The organism is Aquimarina agarilytica ZC1 (assembly GCF_000255455.1).
Lineage (GTDB): Bacteria > Bacteroidota > Bacteroidia > Flavobacteriales > Flavobacteriaceae > Aquimarina > Aquimarina agarilytica.
In genome coordinates this window covers 28,930-47,808 of record NZ_JH621268.1, presented here as the reverse complement: position 1 = coordinate 47,808, position 18,879 = coordinate 28,930, and the positions used below count along the sequence as shown (strand labels likewise).

12 protein-coding genes are annotated in these 18,879 nt (G+C 34.4%); 3 read left to right on the top strand and 9 right to left on the bottom strand.

Annotation, left to right across the window (positions count from 1 at the left end):
* Position 1: 1 nt before the first annotated feature.
* From KQA_RS0212455 to KQA_RS0212445, 3 genes are all read right to left on the bottom strand, one after another.
* Positions 2–1,450 (bottom strand): TIGR00341 family protein, encoded by a 1,449-nt coding sequence (locus KQA_RS0212455; RefSeq protein ID WP_010181627.1) that lies wholly within the window; start codon positions 1,448–1,450, stop codon positions 2–4.
* Positions 1,451–1,655: 205 nt separating this feature from the next.
* On the bottom strand, positions 1,656–2,249 hold the full coding sequence (locus KQA_RS0212450; RefSeq protein WP_010181625.1) for a SprT-like domain-containing protein: 594 nt from the start codon (positions 2,247–2,249) through the stop codon (positions 1,656–1,658).
* Positions 2,250–2,253: 4 nt separating this feature from the next.
* Positions 2,254–2,937, bottom strand: coding sequence for an SDR family NAD(P)-dependent oxidoreductase (locus KQA_RS0212445; RefSeq protein ID WP_010181624.1), 684 nt, complete (start codon positions 2,935–2,937; stop codon positions 2,254–2,256).
* A 449-nt stretch (positions 2,938–3,386) separates the two neighbouring features.
* Here KQA_RS0212445 and KQA_RS0212440 point away from each other — a divergent pair, with 449 nt between their 5' ends.
* Positions 3,387–4,667, top strand: coding sequence for a lytic transglycosylase domain-containing protein (locus KQA_RS0212440; protein WP_010181622.1), 1,281 nt, complete (start codon positions 3,387–3,389; stop codon positions 4,665–4,667).
* Positions 4,668–4,744: 77 nt separating this feature from the next.
* Here the strand turns inward: KQA_RS0212440 and KQA_RS0212435 are convergent, their stop codons facing one another.
* The 4 genes from KQA_RS0212435 to porU all read right to left on the bottom strand — a co-directional run bounded on the left by KQA_RS0212435 (position 4,745) and on the right by porU (position 12,719).
* The gene (locus tag KQA_RS0212435; protein WP_010181620.1) at positions 4,745–6,346 is read right to left on the bottom strand and encodes a 2-oxo acid dehydrogenase subunit E2; all 1,602 of its coding nucleotides are present in this window, start codon (positions 6,344–6,346) and stop codon (positions 4,745–4,747) included.
* Positions 6,347–6,354: 8 nt separating this feature from the next.
* Positions 6,355–7,353, bottom strand: coding sequence for a pyruvate dehydrogenase (acetyl-transferring) E1 component subunit alpha (gene pdhA / locus KQA_RS0212430; protein ID WP_010181618.1), 999 nt, complete (start codon positions 7,351–7,353; stop codon positions 6,355–6,357).
* A gap of 300 nt (positions 7,354–7,653) precedes the next feature.
* Positions 7,654–8,832 (bottom strand): type IX secretion system outer membrane channel protein PorV, encoded by a 1,179-nt coding sequence (gene porV / locus KQA_RS0212425; RefSeq protein WP_010181616.1) that lies wholly within the window; start codon positions 8,830–8,832, stop codon positions 7,654–7,656.
* A gap of 44 nt (positions 8,833–8,876) precedes the next feature.
* Positions 8,877–12,719, bottom strand: coding sequence for a type IX secretion system sortase PorU (gene porU, locus KQA_RS0212420; RefSeq protein WP_029209588.1), 3,843 nt, complete (start codon positions 12,717–12,719; stop codon positions 8,877–8,879).
* Positions 12,720–12,899: 180 nt separating this feature from the next.
* On the opposite strand from porU, the gene gldJ reads away from it, so the two are divergent.
* A complete protein-coding gene (gene gldJ / locus KQA_RS0212415; protein WP_010181612.1) occupies positions 12,900–14,681 on the top strand; it encodes a gliding motility lipoprotein GldJ in 1,782 nt (593 codons plus the stop codon).
* Positions 14,682–14,866: 185 nt separating this feature from the next.
* Positions 14,867–16,150 carry a UDP-N-acetylmuramoyl-tripeptide--D-alanyl-D-alanine ligase gene (locus KQA_RS0212410; RefSeq protein ID WP_010181611.1) on the top strand — a complete coding sequence of 428 codons (1,284 nt, stop codon included), beginning with the start codon at positions 14,867–14,869 and terminating at the stop codon, positions 16,148–16,150.
* Positions 16,151–16,241: 91 nt separating this feature from the next.
* Here KQA_RS0212410 and KQA_RS0212405 read toward each other — a convergent pair whose 3' ends face one another.
* Positions 16,242–17,687, bottom strand: coding sequence for an alpha-amylase (locus tag KQA_RS0212405; RefSeq protein WP_010181608.1), 1,446 nt, complete (start codon positions 17,685–17,687; stop codon positions 16,242–16,244).
* A gap of 5 nt (positions 17,688–17,692) precedes the next feature.
* The gene (locus KQA_RS0212400) at positions 17,693–18,799 is read right to left on the bottom strand and encodes a SusE domain-containing protein (protein WP_010181605.1); all 1,107 of its coding nucleotides are present in this window, start codon (positions 18,797–18,799) and stop codon (positions 17,693–17,695) included.
* Positions 18,800–18,879: the final 80 nt, after the last annotated feature.

Here is an 18,879-nt window from a genome sequence, read left to right as displayed (position 1 = left end):
ACTAATAGTAATCTTGCTTAATTAATAATGTATCCAACTTTAATTTAAACTGAAGCCACTTTCTTAATTTTTCTGATTGCGCACTAATAACTTTCTTTTTTAGTTTTTTACTCCAAGTAACCGATGCCACAGGAATTTCTTCCATTTTCTTCAAATTAGTTTTCACCACTTTGGCAAAGGACAATCCTTCAAGTCCATCATAATTAATTTTTGCTTCATTTGCCAAATCAAGTAAGGGAACTTTTTCCTTTTTATACATTTCCGTAATTCGTTTTAACTCATTTTCCAATAACAAAATTTTAGCATCCTTATTACTTAATTCTTTGCTATTTTGCGCATATAAATCCTGCAACACCCCTTCTTTCACCTTACTCGATAATTCATTAGTCAATTGATCGGTTTTATCATGTCCTTGTCTAATTCTCAATTTAGTTCCAGATAGACTTGCACTTTCTCCAATTTTAGCTTGCCAAGCTTCAATAGTTGATGCAGGCACATTATTACCTATCATGTATACCTCTAACTCTTTTTTTTCAAAATCAATATTGTGCTTAATTTGTTCCGCCCCAGGAAAAATAACCGTTTCTGCTAAATATAATTTTGCATCACGCTCATAAAAAGTACGCTTCATAATGCTCAAAAACGAAAATATACTAGGAATGATTACCAAAAGTGCCACAGTAATTACAATACGATTTACTTTTTTTCTGCGGGCCGCATTTGCATAACGAGCCATAGGAAAACGCAAGTATTTTACAATAATAAAAGTAGATAAAGCTATAAAGATCGTATTAATGGTAAACAAATACATAGCCCCAAAAAAGTAACTCAAATTACCCGTTGCCAAACCAAAACCAGCAGTACACAAAGGCGGCATTAAGGCTGTAGCAATCGCCACTCCAGGAATCGCATTCGATTTTTCTTTTCGGCTACCAGCTACTATACCGGCTAATCCACCAAAAAAGGCAATTAATACATCTAAGAAAGTAGGCTCCACCCTTCCCAAAATTTCATTTGATGCTGTTTGAAATGGTGAAAATTTAAAGTATATAAATGCTGTAAGGATACTTAAAAACACCATAACCAAAAAGTTCACAAACGATCGTTTTAAGGTATCTATATCATTAATACCAACCGAAAGACCAATTCCCAAAATAGGCCCCATAAGTGGTGAAATTAACATGGCTCCTATGACTACTGCTGTCGAATTTGTATTTAAACCAATTGAAGCTATAAAAATTGAAAACACTAAAATCCAAGCAGTATGCCCTTTAAACGGAATATCCTTTTTTATGCCTTCAATAGTCGTTTTAGGCTCTGCTCCTTGCCTAATGTCTAAAAGCCCTAAAACAAATTCCTTGAATTGCCCCCAAATATTTTTAATATTTTCTTGAGAAGCCACTTCAGGTTGGTTACCATCTCCTCGTGGTGTTTCGTTTTTTTCCATCATAGTATGAACAAAATAAAAATCTTTTACATTTTTAACAAAAATACCTTCTAAAATACACTATTTATCTTCGATCAAAATCAATTATCTGTGACCAAAGTCATTCAGCTCCCCATTAATTACATATTAAAACAAAGTATAAATAAATCCAATTTACTGATAATTAAATAAATACACTAAAAACCATAGTCTAATAAAAACGTATTTACTAAAACACTTCTACCTCGGCATTAGGTTGAAATAAATACTCTCTTCCCGTGTCCACTTCGATACACACATAGCGTTTGATCTTTTTAGAAACCATTCTAAACATTCGTTTTTTAAACAAAAAAGTTGATCCAGGTAATAATTGATATATGTATTTTTTTGAATCAACTGTACTATCAAACTGTTTTAATGCGAGCGAAAATTGGGTATCTGTATCAGAACTTGCTGTTGGATTTCGGAAATGATTTGCGATAACAGGCAAAATAGTTGAAGGAAAAATTTCGGGTCGTATAAAAGGCAACATTAGTTGTTGAAATGTATATTTCCACTCCTTCCCATGGGGTTTTATGAGTCGTCCATATTTAGCAAAAGCTATCAAATGAGCAACCTCATGAACTAACGTAATTAAAAAACGATATTTATTTAAGGAATTGTTAATTGTAATGACATGCTCCCCTGTTGGTAATTTCCTATAATCACCATGTTTGGTTTGCCTTTGATTCACAATTTTTAAATAGACATTATTTTCTTTAATCAATTCAAAAATCGGATCAACACTTCGCTCTGGCAAGTATTTATTTAAAACCGTTTTCAATAATTTATGGCGTAGAATTTGAAACTTCTATAACTTTTCCATTATAAAATTGCTGACCCGTTAATGCAAAATACATAATATGACCCGCCATTTCATTTGGCTGTACATTTGCTTTAAAATCTGGAAATGCCTCGGCTAACATCTCCGTCTGTACAGCGCCAAGTGCTAAAACATTAAAAGCGACTTCTTGCTCTTTATATTCTTCCGCCAATAATTCACTTAATGTTATTACTGCACCTTTGCTAGAACTATAAGCTGCAAGACCAGGAAATTTAATACTTCCTTGCACCCCTCCAATACTGCTTATAGTTACTACATGAGATTTTTTGGGCATAAAACCAACTAAGGCTTTTGTTAGCATGGCTACACCAAAAACATTAACCTTATATACAGCTTCGAAATCGGCTGATGTTAACATCGCTAAGGGTTTTGCCGTTAACATCCCTGCATTATGTATTAAAATATCAACTTGTTTAAATTCTGATTTCACATAAGCGGCTACTTTATCAATATCGCGCTGTTTAGTGATATCAAATGAAAAACCATGAATTTTTTTTGTCGCTAATGCCTCTATCGGCCCCATATCCCTAGAAAGCGCTAATACATTATGACCTGCTGCCACAAATTGTTTAACTAACTCATAACCAATACCACGACTTGTTCCCGTTATTACTACATTTTTTGCCATATGTTAAAGATAAACATATTTAAGATGAAGTAAAAAAAAAGACTCCCTAAAGCTTTACCCCTATTTGTTCATTATAAAACCTATTCTAGGTTGAAAACTCAACAAGATCAAACAGCCCATTAGCCTTTGAAATCCAACTCTAGTAATGCTATACTAAAATTAAGAAAACACTTAATTTTACTAAACTTTCAATACTCCCAACGAAGTTTTATTTCATAATCCAAGCTTAACTACCATCTATCTGCATTTGTAATTTTATTTTAATTCTTAAAAAAACCATCCATATTATATTTACAGCATAAATTAGTTTAACAACCCATAATCCAAGTGATTTATAGCTTTTTATGTAAGAATTTACTTCTGTAATCTTTTTTCAAAAATTGCGTTGATTATAGAGCCACTTAACCTTTATGCAACACTTAATGAAAATCAAAATTTGCTCCCTAATCATGGTCCTAGGCTTTACATTTTTAGCACATAGCCAAAAGAGAGTTAAAAAGAAGACCCGTAAACAAAAGCTAGAACAGATTCAATTACAAGAGAACGCTGTTGATGTTGACAAAATGGATTCCATTTGGAGACAAGAACTCTATCAATCTGACCTGTATAATGATATCCGTGATATTATTCAAAACGCAGATACAGAAACCCCTGTTACCTACAAAGAACTCCCTACCGAAACTTTAAAGGCTAGATTAGAAAGTCTTGATCACAAAACTCCTTTTAACATAGAGTATAATCCAATATTAGAAAATTTAATTAAAAAAAATTTGAAAGGCAGAAGGAGTTTACTTGAAAAAATGATTTCCTTAAGCTATTATTATTTTCCCATTTTTGAAAAGGAATTAGATCAATACGACTTACCTCTGGAGTTAAAATATTTAGCGGTTGTTGAATCTGGCTTAAGACCCAAAATAAAGTCCTCCATGGGAGCTACTGGATTATGGCAATTCATGTACCAAACAGGTAAAATGCAAGGACTGGTAATTAACTCCTATGTGGATGAACGCATGGATCCCTTAAAATCCACAAAAGCAGCCTGTGAATACCTTTCTAGTTTATACAAAACTTTTGGAGACTGGGATTTAGCCCTTGCCGCATATAACTCTGGCCCTGGAAATGTTTTAAAAGCTTTAAAAAGAGCCAGAGGCAAGAAAAACTATTGGAATATCCGAAGGTATTTACCACGAGAAACCGCTGGCTATGTACCCGCCTTTTTGGCTTACATGTATATTTTTGAACATGCCAAATACCACAATTTAACGCCTCACAAACCCGAATATCTAAGTATTGAAACGGATACTGTAAAAATAAAAACCAAGGTTACTTTTAAAGAAATATCAAAAGCCATACAAATAGATTACAAGGAACTTCAATTTTTGAATCCTGCTTATAAACTAAATATTATTCCTAAATCAAGAACCAACAAATACAGCTTAAGACTTCCTGTTGAAAAAATGAAGAATTTTATAAAATACGAACAAAAGCTTTATAAAATTGCAGCCATAAGAGAAGATGGTCGCGAAAAATCCATGTATCACAATTACGATACCAGTAAAAAATTCGTTTATCATGTACGCCGCGGAGATTACCTTAGTAAAATTGCTCAAAAATTTAAGGTTAGCGTCTCCAATATTAAAAGTTGGAATCGAATACACAGCTCAAAAATTAAAGTAGGTCAGGCATTAACTATTTACCCGAACACCAAACTGGTTAGTAGCGCTAATTAACATCCCACTTATTAAATTTATACAAACAAAAAACCACCAAAATTGGTGGTTTTTTGTTTGTATAATACCAGAAAATTCTATGCCAACATTGTCACAGGGTTCTCTAAATATGTTTTTAATGTTTGTAAAAACGATGCTCCAGCTGCACCATCAACTGTACGATGATCACATGCTAAGTTTAATGTCATAGTATTACCTACAACTATTTCACCATTTTTAACTACCGGCTTTTGCACTATAGCACCAACAGATAATATTGCCGAATTCGGCTGATTAATAATACTTGTAAATGATGTAATACCAAACATACCTAAGTTAGATACTGTAAAAGTACTTCCACTCATTTCACCAGGTGTTAACTTTTTGTTTTTAGCCTTCCCTGCCAAACTACGTACATTCCCTCCAATTTGAGTTAAGGTCATTTGATCCGTAAATGGCAATACAGGTACTACCAAACCATCTTCAACCGCCACAGCAACTCCTATTGAAATATGCTTCGCATACCTAGTAACGTCATCTTGCCATTGGGTATTTATTTGTGGATGCTTACGTAATGCCATAGCCGACGCCTTAACTACCATATCATTAAATGATACTTTTGTATCGGGCAATGCATTAATTTGCTTACGCGAAGCAATAGCATTATCCATATCTACCTCAATAGATAAGTAATAATGTGGCGCTGTAAATTTTGACTTCCCTAAACTTTTCGCAATAGCTTTACGCATTTGCGAATTTTTAGTTTCTTCAAAAATTTGCTCTCCTACAGGCGTATATAATTGTGGCGCTGGAGCACTTGATTTTGCTTCAGCTGGTGCAGAAACTGCTTCTTTAGGCGCAGCCTTAAAGTTTTCTACATCTTTTTTAGTAATTCTCCCATTTTCACCTGTACCAGTAACCGAACTTAAATCAATCCCTTTGTCAGATGCGATCTTTTTTGCTAATGGCGATGCAAAAATACGACCACTTGCAGCTGTGTTTGCAACTACAGCAGGAGCTGCAACCTCACTTGCTTCTTCTTTTTTAGCCACAGGAGCATCTGCTACTGCTGCTTTAGCAGGAACACCACCTTTTAAATCAGACACATCAGTACCTGCCGGGCCAATAATTGCTAATAAACTTTCAACTGGTGCAGTCTCTCCTTCTTGAACACCCACATGCAATAAAGTTCCTTCATAAAAAGATTCAAACTCCATAGTTGCCTTGTCGGTTTCAATTTCTGCTAAAATATCACCTTCTGCTACTTTATCTCCTATTTGTTTTAACCATGATGCTACGGTACCTTCTTCCATAGTATCACTCAAACGAGGCATGGTAATAATTTCAACACCCGCTGGAACTTCAGCTGTTTGCGCAACAGCTTCTTCTGCTTTCGGAGCCTCTTCAACTACTTCTGCAGCAGCGCTAGCACCACCAGCTAGAAGCGCACTAATATCTTCCCCCTCATTACCAATAACACAAAGTAACTGATCTACTGGTGCTGTCTCTCCTTCTGCGATCCCCACATGTAAAAGTGTTCCTTCATAAAAAGACTCAAACTCCATAGTTGCCTTGTCAGTTTCAATTTCTGCAAGGATATCACCTTCTGCTACTTTATCTCCTACTTGTTTTAACCATGATGCTACGGTACCTTCTTCCATAGTATCACTCAAACGAGGCATATTGATTACTGTTGCCATATCTTTTATTATAATTTATGTGGTAAAAAAGGATAGTCTTCTTGTTCGTACACCATATCGTACATTTGTTGTGGCTTTGGAAATGGTGACTCTTCTGCAAATTTTTGACACTCGGCTACTTTATCTTTCACACGCTGATCAATTTCTGCTATTTGTTTTGTCGAAGCATATTTTTTAGCCTTTATAATATCCAACACTTGCGTAATTGGATCTATTTTTTGATATTCTGCCACTTCGTCTTTTGTACGGTATTTTTGTGCATCACTCATTGAATGCCCACGGTAACGGTACGTTTTTAACTCTAAAAAAGTTGGACCACCACCTGTACGCGCTCTAGTAATTGCCTCATCCATGGCTTCAGCAACTGAAACTGGATTCATAGCATCAACTGGCTTACATGGCATTTCATAACCCAAACCTAATTTCCAAATATCCGTATGGTTTGCTGTACGCTCAACCGATGTTCCCATGGCATATCCATTGTTTTCAACACAGAAAACTACCGGTAAATTCCAAAGCATAGCTAAATTAAACGCCTCGTGTAATGAACCTTGACGCGCTGCACCATCACCAAAAAATGTTAATGTGACTGCATCGCTGTCAAAATACTTATCAGCAAAGGCTAAACCTGCTCCCAATGGTATTTGACCTCCTACAATTCCATGCCCTCCATAAAAACGATGTTCTTTAGAAAAAATATGCATTGAACCTCCCATACCTTTTGAAGTCCCTGTTTCTTTCCCGTATAATTCTGCCATTACCTTTTTAGGATCCACTCCCATACCAATGGGTTGCACATGATTACGGTATGCAGTAATCATTTTATCTTTTGTAAGATCCATAGCATGTAATGAACCTGCAAGAATAGCTTCCTGTCCGTTATATAGGTGTAAAAAACCTCTCACCTTTTGTTGAATGTATACTTGAGCAAGTTTATCTTCAAACTTCCTCCAGAAAAGCATGTCTTCGTACCATCTAAGGTACACTTCTTTGGTAATTTTCTTCATTGGAATTGAATCAGTTTCAATTATAAATTTTGGCGTCCTATACTAAAAAATCATTCTTTCGCTCAATTTTAGTAACAGGCAAAAATAACACATTCGTAATTAAACACGAAGTACTAGTTTATAAAAATAAGCATTCTTAATCTTATAGAAAACAAAGCACATTTAACAAAATGCACCAGAATCCCGTAAAACTTAAAGAATCAATTGAATTCACACAAAAATCTCATGTAAATAGAAAAAATAAATAAAAAAAAATGCCATTCTTAAAAAAGAATGGCATTTTTTTTTATTTATTTTTTCTTAAAACTCTCTGTAATCTTGTCCAAATAAAAATGTAAGACCGAATCGCAATGTTCCATCTAACGGACTTGGCGTATTTGATGTAGAAAACAAGTAAGACATATCAATACCGATTGATGTATACTTAAATCCTGCCCCTAAAGTAAAAAACTTACGCGCTCCTTTGCTTTCATGCTCATTAAAATATCCTGCTCTTAAAGCAAATACATCGTTATAATTATACTCTGCACTTAACGAAACTGTAAATTCTTGTAATTCTTCAGAAAAACCATCAGGTGCATCATTAAAAGATGAAAATATAGACCCTATAGCACTTTTACTTTTCACAAACTCATCAAAAGTTCTAATTTCATCTCCATCATCTATTTGTCCAGAACCATCTGTGTCAAAAACTGGTGGTGTAGGCACCAACAATTTTGAAACTTCTGCTGTTACACTCACCTTATTGTATTGATCAATTCCAAAATCAAAACCTCCACCTAAACGTAAATTTGTTGGTATAAAACTTTCTTGATCTGCACTATACTTTAATTTTGGCCCAATATTAGTTATTGCAAAACCACCTCTCCAGCGACCATCAAAGTTTCTATAAGGAATCTCTTCAGACTGATAATACCCAGTAATATCAACACCAAAACCATTACCAGCATTTGAATCTCCTGATAAATTTGAAGTTTGTAAACGTAAATCAGAACGCAAGTATCTACCTGCTACCGCCATTGAAAAGCGATCACTTAATCTTAACGAATAAGCTACATCCAAACTCAATTCATTGGGCTTTTGAATATTAGCTTCGGAGGTTGCACTTTCTCTAAATTCAATTTCACCTAAACTAAAATACCTAAAACTTGCCGACACCGCACTTCGCTCATTCAATCGCTTATAGCCTACTAAATTTGCCAAAATAATATCATTCACCAATCGAGTCAAATAAGGTGTTACGTTTAATGCCACTCCTATTTCTTTTTGAGCAAATGCATATTTAGAAGCATTCCATTGTTGCGAAAATGCATCTGGTGATGTAGCGACACCTTGATCACCTAAACCTCCGGCTCTAGCATCAGCAGCCACCTGTAAAAAAGGCAAAGCTGTGGTAATTTTTCTATTTGCTTCCTGAGCATTCAATAGAGCGGAAGAAACCAACAATACGAGTGTTAGCCATACAAACTTATTTTTCATAAAATTTCAAATTTTGACAAATATAATTTTTATTCTGACTTTTCCTACAAAATGACTAATTTCTCAAATTTAGAGGAAGTCTTGTTAGTTAACGTAGATTTAACTGAAATCTTGTACACATATACACCTTTTCCTATTTTATCTCCAAAATCATCTTTTCCATCCCAAGCAATTTGATCTGTATAATTCGTTTTTCCTGTCAAATTACTATTAATTGTCCGAACGACCTTACCTGTCACCGTTAAAATCTGCACTGTCACCTGTAAGTCATCATTAAGAGTACTATTATGAGAAAACCAAAATTCCGTATAACTTACAAATGGATTAGGATAATTAAGCACCCTATCAATCTTAAAATCTTCAGATTGACCTACTTTAAAACTTATTTCTTCAAAAACAACATTATTATACACATCCGATGCTCTTACCTTTAAAGTATGATCTCCCGGAGCTAAATCCCTTAATCTAAAACTCAAATTACCTTTGGTAAAATCATCCAAATCTGTTGAGTAATAATCATTCAATATAATAGGATTCTTATCATCATTATCCAATATCGCTATAATATCATGCCCCACTCCACCTGCAGTATTAATTCCACTTGCGTCCGAAAAATTAACTAACAAAACTGGTGACTGATTCACATTTTGACCCGCAATAAAGTTTTCATCATTTAAAAAAAGATCAATCTCTGGTGCTTGATTATCTTCAACCGCTTCGGTGTTCAAACCTCCTATTTTTACTCCAAGTGACCCAGTATGATCTTCGAGTTTATTATTGTTTTTAGCATACAAACTAACCCTCCCTTCTCCGATAGGTAATTGTATGTTTTTAGGAAGAATAAACTCGATATCAAATTCCCCATCTTTTACAGATGCCAAGCCCCTAAACACTTTTTCACCTGATTCTATAAAATCTATTTTTATAATTTCATTTGTTTTGCTGTTACGAACCTTATCATTGGCTAAAGTTTGTCTTTTTAATTCTTTATCAAAAAGCACTACACTTACTTCTCCTTGATAATTTTCATCTACATTTCCATCGGAAAGTACGACTTGACCAGAAAACTTAACCTTATCCAAAGCCTTCAATTCCGTTTTAAAATCACTCAAATTTTTATCGTTTATTCTAGTTAACTCTAGCTTCCCTTTCGGAAAAGGAATACTAATCGCCGGGTCACCAATACAAAATACCGTTCTTTTATTAGTACTTCTACCTACATTTACTTTTGCCACCCTAATTGCCTCCCCAATTGAAGTTGAAACACCTTGAGCTGTTGAATAAACTTCTTCCAACCTCTTATTAAGCGAGATCGCTGTAGTGAATGTTAACTGCCTTGTTGTTGTTAAAAGCGCCACCGCTCCCCCTTCTTTATTCCAATACATAAATTCACCAGCTGTCAACCTTTTAGGGTTATCGAAACGAGTTAATTCACATGTAAAAGTTGTAAAAATGGGCATTTGCATTTCGTTAACCAAGCCTCTGGCATCACTGGCCGTAAAAATCGTTTCACCAGACAAGCCATCTTCACCACCATGTCCAAAATAATTCACATAAGACACCCCCGCTTCAAAAGCATCCAATATAGCTCTTCTAACTTTCGGATAACGCTGACCTCCTGGACTTACTTCTTGCACAAAAGCATCTGAAAATAATTTATCCACATTAATATCCGAAACGTTTTTTCGCAACCTGTCTGCAATATTATTTAAAGTATCCTGAAGTTTTGAATCTATCTCTTTATCCACATCATCCGATATATACAATTGTTTGTTTCTCCAATCTCCAAATGCCTCTTTATCATAAAATCGAATTACCTTATCTACCATTTCATTAGCTATCTGTAAATTTGGAGCAACCATTCTACCTACAGCAATATCTAATAAATCCACACTCGGATTCCCCCCTTCATTATCATCCATAAATCCATAAAAATCATCTGTCGCAAAACTATTCACAAAAGAGTTACTCCTAACAGAATGATACAATGGCACATCATTAGTATTATTCTTAATCACATCTTTATAATCATATGACCCATCACCTATTATACACAAAAATTTTAAACGTGCAGATTCAGAGGTGGCATTATCATATAAATACTTAACAAAATTCCGTATAGCAGATATATCTTGCTTCCCCGTACTAAATTCACTGTAAATACTTTCAACAGAAACTGCCTTAGCTTTTAAACCATCATTTTTCAACCTAAATTCGGCCAATCTTTTTGCTGCAGGCAAAAAAGACTCTTTTGTAATCACTAAATAATCAACATCAGCGAACCCTCCACTTAAGGAGCTCCCTTGCCAAAAACTACCTTTTAAATCTTGATTAGAAACTTTTGAATTCGATAATTTTGTAGGTGAATAAAAATCATTTGAGTTTACCAACACATATTTCCTTTGACTCCCCAAATTAAACTTAAACCTTAATTCGGTGGAGTTTTTATTAATTTTTGAAGAAATTTCATAAACATCTGTAACATCCCATATAGCATTATCATTTGTAGTATTACTAACTACATATTCCCCTAGCCCTCCAGAGTTAGAAGCTTCCGAATTAAAAAAACCAAATTGCCTCCCATTACTTACTAAATTACTTTTCGCTTTTACTCTAATAAAATCTAAAAACCCTTCTGAAGCAGGATCCCCCTCTTTATTGTAGTTGATTTGAACTTTCAAAACATCATCATTAAAACCTTCAACATCTATAACTTGTTCCGTATCCCTGTAGGCAATACTTTCTCTAAAGGGACTTGAAAAATTAAACTTCCTTGAAGCTAGTTCTCTTGAATTTCCAAAAAACTTAAGCTCTAACGAAGGAAGTGATTTATACACTGCCGCAAACTTAATTCGCACATTAACTGGCTCCCCTTTAACTACGTCAGGCACACTAAAATCATAACTTCGTTGATTTTGAATATCAAAACTTTCTCCGTGCCAAATTCTACCTAATCCTCCAATATTAACCAAATCCACTTCATGAAAAGCTTCATAATCATACGATGTAAATACTTTATCAATAGTTCCAGATGGCTCTAACATAGTTCCAATTTTCTTACTTTGAACTCCACCTGTTGTGACATAATAATAAGCTTCATCTGCATAAGTATTAACATGGGATAAATTTTCTTCAACAAAGCCTTTAGTCCCTCTCCCATAAAACAATATATAATCATCTCCAGAAAAAACACCATCTTCGGCACCAACTATTTTTATTGGATTTTCGGGAACATCAAAAATTTCATTCTCACTATTCAATAAAGGTAGTGGCTGCCCTCCATTACCGTATATTTTTATTGTATTAGGATCAACTCCATTTAAATCAACACCAATACTATTTAAAAACTGAGGAGTTATTTTGTATACTCCTGTAGTATCCACAGCAAAACGAAACCAATCACCTTGTGCTAAAACTGAATTCCGAGGCATTGAAACTTTAGCCAACTTTTTAGCTCCTAATGATGTATTTTTATATAACGTATTTAATGAAAATGATGTTAGCTTTTTGTACTGACCGCGTAATTTAATTATAGGATTAAATGCTATAGATTGATAGGCAACTCCTCTTGCAAAACGTGTTGACGCTCTTAAATTTAATGTTGCGCCTATTTTATTTTTGGCAACAGCCTTAAGTTCAGATTCGCTAATTGACTCATAGACTGGATTTATAATTTGGGAAACATCAACCCCTTTTGAAGATTTCCAAGTATAATTAAATTCTAAAATGCCATTGTAGAGATCTCCATTCATATTACTTGCTGTAGGATAATCTACCTCATTATCAGACAAATTTGTTGTATCCCATTTAATATCAATTGTCTTTATTTGCGAAAAACAACAGATTGAAACGAAAAATAATAGAATGTGGGGCAATGAATATTTCATAGAATTAAAAACGGATTAAAAAAGCAAAAAGTATACTAAGCCATTGATTATGTCGTTAGAATAATCTTAATTTACAATAGTAAACAAATTTAAGCAACTACAATTAAATCTAAAATAAAATTGAATTTAGAACGTTAATTGTTATATTGCAAACCCTATTTCTATCAAAGGATTGTTATTATGAACAAAAAAAATCTTTTAAATGTAACTCTTTGGGCTACACTGGCGTTATTTGCCATTAGCTGTAATACCAAAAATAATTACGCGAATAAATCTCGCGGGACTGGCATTGAATTTAATGACAGAGACGGAAGAGGTCAAAGAGTAAACACGAACTACAAAGAACAAGAACCTCCTGTAGGTACCGTTTTTATTGAAGGTGGTACTTTTACAATGGGTCGTGTTCAAGATGATGTTATGCACGATTGGAACAACTCACCTACGCAACAACACGTGCAGTCATTTTACATGGATGAGACAGAGGTTACCAATCTTATGTATTTAGAATACCTTGAATGGACTAAACGTATGTATGATCCAAAAGACAAAAATTATGAAGATATCTACAAAGGTATACTTCCTGATACATTAGTTTGGAGAAACCGTTTAGGTTTTAACGAAGTAATGACCAATAATTATTTGCGTCACCCTGCTTACAGAAATTACCCTGTAGTCGGTGTAAGTTGGATTCAAGCAGTTGAATTTAGCGAATGGAGAACCAATATGGTTGCCGAACGTATATTGAGAGATCAAGGAAGAATTTCCGAAGATGCAGATTTACAATCTGGTCCAGGAAACAATTTTGATCGCGACACATATTTAACTGCACCAAGCCAAGTTTATGGTGGTAATGAAGAAGTTAGTCTTGGAGGAAGAGAATCTCAAAGGCGTATTGAGCAAATGAATAATGAAGCAGGAAAAAGATCTAGAAGTAAAGCTAGTAGTAGTGAAGGTGAAGAAGGCGGAGAAGTAAGTGAAGGTGATGTTGCTGCAGATGGCGAAGGTGGTGGAACTGGAGAATCTGCAAACTCTGGCAGAAGATTTACTCAATTAGATTCTGGTATTATCCCTCCTAAATTTAGACTTCCAACAGAAGTGGAATGGGAATATGCTGCTTTAGGTTTAAGAGAATTGAGAAGTTATAATATTTACCGTGGTAGAAAAAAATACCCATGGAAAGGACAATATACACGTTCCGGAACAAAAAATAAACTTGGTGATCAACTAGCCAACTTCAAGCAAGGTTCTGGTGACTATGGTGGAATTGCTGGATGGAGTGATGATAAAGCTGATATTACTGCTGAAGTAATGAGCTTTACTCCTAATGACTATGGTTTATATGATATGGCAGGTAACGTTGCAGAATGGGTAGCTGATGTTTATAGACCAATAGTAGATGATGAATTTAATGACTTTAACTACTACAGAGGTAATGTGTATACAAAAAATGCTATTTCAAGTGATGGTACAGTAGTTGTATTAGGTGCTAGCGAAATGGTATATGATACGTTGAGCAACGGAAAAGTAATTGCTCGTACGTTACCAGGTCAAATAAAACAAGTTCCTATCGATGAAGAAGAAACTTATTTGAGAACTAATTTTGACGAAAGCGACAACCGTAACTATAGAGATGGTGACAAACAATCTTCTCGTTACTACGAAGCTTTTGAAGAAATTGAAGGTGACCCTACCAAAGACATGTATAATTCACCGACTCACAGTGTGACTACTGAAGATGGGGAGCTTAAAAGACAATATGATACTTCTACTAAAAGAAGAACTCAGGTTGATGATAAAGCTAGAGTATACAAAGGTGGATCATGGAAAGATAGAGCATATTGGTTAGACCCTGCACAACGTAGGTATTTCCCTCAAGATATGGCTACTGATTACATTGGTTTCCGTAATGCTGTTTCTCGTGTAGGAAGTAAATCTAGTGGACCTAGAAGGCCTACAAACTAGTAGATATTTAAACATAATATATAAAACAGCCCTAGCTTTATAGTTAGGGCTATTTTTATATCCTAAAAGCAAGAGTAAAAAAATACATATTTTTAAAATGCTAATACATAATATTTCCTATTAAGGAGAAATAAATAAAAAAAATACTATTTTTCACCCCATTAATTAAGGCTAATTGACTTCAAATGGAAATTAAAAAACTTCATCAACTTTTTTTAAATAGTAGTGGTGTATGTACAGACACCAGAAGCTTAAACAACAATCAATTGTTTTTCGCCTTAAAAGGAGATTCATTTGATGGAAATCAATATGCTGTAAAAGCAATTGAAGATGGTGCGTGTTTTGCTATTATTGACGACCCAAAAATTATTCATTCAAAAGCAATTTTGGTTGAAAATGTTTTACAAACATTACAAGAACTAGCTAATTTTCATAGAAATTATTTATCTATCCCTATTATTGCATTAACAGGAAGTAACGGAAAAACAACTACTAAAGAATTAATCCATGCTGTAATCAAAACTAAATTCAATTGTACCGCTACATATGGAAACCTTAACAATCATATTGGTGTACCGCTTACTTTACTAAAGATGGATACTTCAACAGAAATTGGTGTCGTAGAAATGGGGGCCAATCACCTATATGAAATTGATCAACTTTGTAAAGTTGCCCAACCAAATTTTGGATATATTACCAATATAGGAAAAGCACATTTAGAAGGATTTGGAAGTGAAGAAAACATATTACTAGGAAAAACTGAATTATACCGCCACCTAGACACTAATAAAGGTATCATTTTTGGTAATATTGAAGATGCCATTTTAACAGAAAAATCTAAAAAAAGTAATGCTATTTACTTTTCTAACACTTCCAAAAGCGACTACCAAATTAAATTTATTGAAGCGCAACCTTTTGTTAAAGTACTTGTAAAAGAAACTGAAATCAACTCGAATCTCATTGGCGCATACAACTATACTAATATTGCTGCAAGTATAGCCATTGGCTTATACTTTGGAATAGACATTACAGCAATTAAACAAGCTATTGAAAAATATATTCCCGCCAATAATCGATCTCAGTTAATAAAAACCAAAACAAATCAATTAATACTAGATGCCTATAATGCTAACCCTTCCAGCATGACTGCCGCTATTAAAAATTTTGAAAATGACCACACAAAAAAAGATAACAAAGTGGTTATTTTAGGTGATATGTTTGAGCTTGGTCAATACTCAGAAAAAGAACACCAATCGATTGTTTCTCATCTCGAAAATTCAAAAATCAATCAAATATTCCTTGCCGGAGATCATTTTTTTGACTGTTCTACTAATTCTAAAAAGATAGCATTTTTCAAAAGCACTACAAGTTTAATTTCTCATTTAAAAACTTATCCGATTTCAAATTCAGCTATATTAATCAAAGGATCAAGAGGTATGAAACTAGAGCAAACGACCGAATTCCTATAAAAACCCATCATAAAAAACTCCCACTTAGACAACTAACTTAAACCAAGTGGGAGTAAAAACTAACTAAACTAGTTAGGTCATATCAAATAAATCATTTAGCTATGGACCATATAGCAAAACTTTTTGCTGGCACCTCAAGCAACACTTTTCCCATAGCCTCTGTTTGTAAAACTTTATCCATATTTCCGGTATAATCAATAATATTTTTATTCAACCAATTGGACTGAACCTCAACGCTTTTAGCACGTCTACCGATATTCATATACAAGATCAAACCCGGATTATTAGCACTCCCCTCTCGTTGCATAATATATTCTTCCTGATCCAATTTTAATACTTCAATTGGGCCCGTAGCTAAAGTGCTATGTATTTCCATTAGATTTTTTAATGTTTTTTGAAAAGTTAAATTCTCATAATCACTATAAAAAATAGTTGGGTACCCATCATGTGTTAACATGTAAGCATAGGCTAACATTTTGTTAGAAAAGCTAATTTTATTATTAACATTTTTATCTTTTTCGGTATCATGATTTGCAACAAAAGTAACCGCCTTATCTGGGTATATTTTTCGAAGCATATCTCCCTCTAAATAGGTAAGGTCGTTAAATCGATCAAGAGCTTCTTCTAATTTATAAAAACAGGCAAAATCAAAAGCTGGAGAACCCGACTCATCTACCCATTTTTTTAATACCTCAGCATTTCCATCAAAATTTTCTCCTACCGAAAATCCTCCAACTTTGGCGTTCCATTGCTTTACCACATTTGGTGAAAAACTTTTTACATAATCAAAACGCCAACCATCGAAACCAATTTTTTTATAGTATTCTGCTACGGAATCATCACGTTTCCATAACCAATCTTGCACATAAACTTGATCATGGCATAAGTCGGTTTTTTCAAAGAACAATGCCTGTTCATCGTTCTCATGAATATCATTTGGATGAAAATGTTCATTTGTTCTATTAAACTTTCCTGAAGCATTTCCGTTAGCTTCATTAAACAATGAAAATACTTCGGTATCGCCAGGACGAAAAGGATTATCTTGTTTTCCTCCGCCGGAATTATGTCCTAAGACTACGTCTGCAATGACTTCAATATCATTATCATGTGCTTGATTAATCAAATTTTCCAATTCGACCCTGGAGCCAAAACGGGTCTCAACAGTACCATGTTGATCAAATTCACCTAAATCAAAATAATCTGATGGATCATACCCCATTGAAAACATCCCGGACTGCCCTTTAGATACTGGAGGTAACCATATACGATCTACCCCCGAACTTGACCAATCTGCTAACTTACTATTAATTACAGTATACCATTCGCCAATAGGCTCCACATCCCAATAAAAGGCCTGCATCATTACCCGACTCCCATTATCATACTGCTTCAAATCGAGTCGTAAATCTTCTTGCTCACTTAACAAACCGGGATCGGCTACTTGTTCTACTTCTTCACAGGAATAACAGAGAAATGCCATTGCAAAAACGCCCAATACTGCTTTTCCTAAAACTATATATTTATTTACATTTTCCATAAATATTATTTTTTAGTAATTTCAGTTACCGCCTTACCATCAAAATCAATAGATAAACTTATATCATAATCCCCTGGTAAAATACCCATAAAATTATCATCCCCAGTATCAATTGCAACGGCTTCATCGCCAGAATTACCTACATTAAACTTCCAATCTTCGCCAGATCCAAAAATCTCATTGCCGGTATTTTTACTTCTAAATTTCATTTCGCCAACTACCAATGTTTCTGTAATCGCAAAAGAATTGCTTTCAAAATCATAAGTCATCGATGTTTCACGGTCCCATCCATTTGCTGTAGCACTACCAATAATACCCCAGTCCATTTTTATTAATTGATAAGTTAAGTTGTCGATGTCCACCTTAACATAATAAAAACCTTCGGCACTTGGTTTTACATCGCTACTACCTCCTGAATTTACAATAACTCCATTTTGAGCTCCTCCATCGGTGCCATAATTACCATCTAACACACTCCAATCTGCTGCTGCCGAAATAAATTTAAATCCATCATCATTCCCTAGTTTCACATAGGCTTCATAAACTTGAGTAGATCCATCACCTAAATAATTCATTTCAATAGCCTCAGTGGGTGTCCATGCTGACTTTCCATAATAAGCTTGGAACGCTCCCACTAAAAATAACTTAGGCGCTTCATTAGGGTAAGGCACCACAGTATATACATTTACTCCAGATGTTAATGCTATTCCATTATCAACTCCTACCGAAGAAACTACACGTAAATCAACAGCAGCTTCTTCATCTGGCTTTAATCCGGCATTGATCACCGCATCATTAAATTCTTTAACAGACCAACTGTAAAAGCGCTCGCTTGTCTCCCCTACAATACTAGGCTCGGCAAAACTTGTTCCCGAAGCTGCTAATTCTATCACATACGAAACTGGGGTTGAAATATCATAGACTGCATCTTCCCAAACTAAAGTTACTGCAGTATTTTCAGCGAAAGCTTTATTTAAAACAATACGTTCATTAGCCGTTACTATAGTAGGTTCTTTAACACCGTCTTCAACAAAAACTACTTCATCATTCCTTTCACAACTAACAAATAACGCTAGGAATACTACTATTAAAATTCTAACTATATTTTTCATTTTATTTTTTCTTTTAAAAAGAAGTTTTAAACACTTTAATGGCTTATTTCAATTTAAATCTGAATTAATTTTAGGATATA